The organism is Roseovarius salis (assembly GCF_044472985.1).
In the GTDB taxonomy this organism is placed as follows: Bacteria; Pseudomonadota; Alphaproteobacteria; order Rhodobacterales; family Rhodobacteraceae; genus Roseovarius; species Roseovarius salis.
Genome location: NZ_JBISDG010000094.1, coordinates 1 through 1,471 on the forward strand (window position 1 = coordinate 1; position 1,471 = coordinate 1,471).

The 1,471-nt window shown below is 63.2% G+C and carries 4 protein-coding genes and 1 pseudogene; 3 read left to right on the top strand and 2 right to left on the bottom strand.

Going from position 1 to position 1,471, the window contains the following annotated elements:
- Window positions 1–203, top strand: a 203-nt coding sequence (locus ACH13J_RS18300; RefSeq protein WP_397544777.1) for a DUF3489 domain-containing protein, incomplete at its 5' end; no start/stop codon positions are given.
- Window positions 203–373, top strand: coding sequence for a hypothetical protein (locus ACH13J_RS18305; RefSeq protein WP_397544778.1), 171 nt, complete (start codon window positions 203–205; stop codon window positions 371–373). The genes ACH13J_RS18300 and ACH13J_RS18305, both read left to right, overlap by 1 nt.
- Before the next feature lie 6 nt (window positions 374–379).
- On the opposite strand, the gene ACH13J_RS18310 is transcribed toward ACH13J_RS18305, so the two are convergent.
- Complete coding sequence (locus ACH13J_RS18310; protein WP_397544779.1) at window positions 380–619, bottom strand: DUF7220 family protein; 240 nt, start codon at window positions 617–619, stop codon at window positions 380–382.
- 134 nt (window positions 620–753) lie between these two features.
- Here ACH13J_RS18310 and ACH13J_RS18315 point away from each other — a divergent pair, with 134 nt between their 5' ends.
- Entirely contained in the window at window positions 754–1,197 is a 444-nt protein-coding gene (locus ACH13J_RS18315; protein ID WP_397544780.1) for a nuclear transport factor 2 family protein, read from the top strand.
- A 12-nt stretch (window positions 1,198–1,209) separates the two neighbouring features.
- On the opposite strand, the pseudogene ACH13J_RS18320 reads toward ACH13J_RS18315, so the two are convergent.
- A pseudogene (locus ACH13J_RS18320) lies at window positions 1,210–1,471 on the bottom strand (DNA methylase); the annotation flags it as partial.

Below are 1,471 nucleotides of genomic sequence, written 5' to 3' on the forward strand. Positions count from 1 at the left end.
TGGAGCTTGTTGAGCAGCATGGTCCGCTGCTTGACCAGCACGTCGCGGCTGTGGACCAGCGACCCGAGCTCGGCCTCGGCGGTCGATCTCAGCCGTGTCGCGGGGCATTCGCCGGCGCGCTCAAGAAGAAGCTGGGCCTGATCATCACCTCCGAAAAGGTCGACGGAAGGGGGCGCTGCTACCGCATCGAGGACGCCTCCTGATGCCGCGTTTCAGGGTCAAGATTACCCGTGAGGTCACCGAAAGCACCTGCTTGACCGTCGAGGCACTGTCCCCGGAGGCGGCGCAAGCCGTCGCCTTCGTGGCGCTGGCCGACATGGAGAACGCCGTCTGGATCCTTGATGAGGGTTCGTGGAATGCAGGCCATGCCTAAGTCACTTCAGTCGAGCCCGCCGATGTGTGATACTCGGCGCTGTCGCCAACGCTCGAACACCCGTCGCAGCAGGTAGCCGCGTGCCAGCGACACGCCGATGAAAGCGAGTCCGATGGTCATGTGCTCGGCCAGCCCCGTCTCGATCCCGAACCACGGGAACACGACGATCTGCGTGGCGATAGCCAGCACATAGCCGACGACGACATTCGTCGCGGCCTCGACCAGCGAAAGAAGCCGCGATTGCATCAGGCCGCATTCTTCCGTTCGGGTTCGCCGAGACGCTCTCAACTCCGGTCCTTCCATGGACCTCCCGCAGACGGAATGATTAGTCTGCACTGACGCAATCCGAGAGAAACGAGCCGAGAGAAACGAGTTCCGCCATGACGAAGCACACGAACGATGACGTCGCTGCGATCCGTGCGGCCATCGCACGCCAATTCGATAGCATCAGCTGGTCGGCCGAACGCTCGCCGGACTGGGAGACCTTTGCGGATGACTTCCTGCCGGATGCAACTCTCTTTCCGGCCGCTCGACCGATCGCACCAAAATCGGTCGAAGCCTTCATCGATCGAATGAAGGGTATTGCTGCAGGCGAACTAGAAAGTCTCGAGGAGACAGTTCTCAACACCAGGATCCAAGTGTTCGGCAACGTTGCCGTCGCAATGGCGGTGTGCGGCATGTCCGAGAACGGTTCCGAGCCCAAGCGGGGTGTGGAGGCCATCTTGCTGGTCAAGGATCAGGGCCACTGGCACATTGCGGCTCAGGCTTGGGACATGGAGACGGCCGAGAAAATGGTTCCCGCCGACTTGCTCGAAGGGGACTGATCGCACTTTGCTTCATGCCGCATCCTTCTGCTCGCCCTTGCCCAGCCGCTCGGCTCTCACCTGCGCAAAGGTCCGGCCGTCGCCGTCGAGGATCGCGTCGCGGCTGGTCCCGGCCTGCCAGCGTTCCACGGCGACATCGACGTAGGCCGGGCTGATCTCCATCGCGAAAACGCGACGGCCGTTGGCCTCGCCGGCCATGATCTGCGAGCCGGAGCCCGAGAACGGCTCGTAGCAGAGGCCGCCGCGCGCCACGTGCTGGCGCATCGGGATGCCG

What these genes read in the sequence shown, in the direction of transcription:
- ACH13J_RS18305 (WP_397544778.1), top strand. Translation starts at nt 203, where the DNA reads ATGCCGCGTTTCAGGGTCAAGATTACCCGTGAGGTCACCGAAAGCACC.
- ACH13J_RS18310 (WP_397544779.1), bottom strand. Translation starts at nt 619, where the DNA reads ATGCAATCGCGGCTTCTTTCGCTGGTCGAGGCCGCGACGAATGTCGTC.
- ACH13J_RS18315 (WP_397544780.1), top strand. Translation starts at nt 754, where the DNA reads ATGACGAAGCACACGAACGATGACGTCGCTGCGATCCGTGCGGCCATC.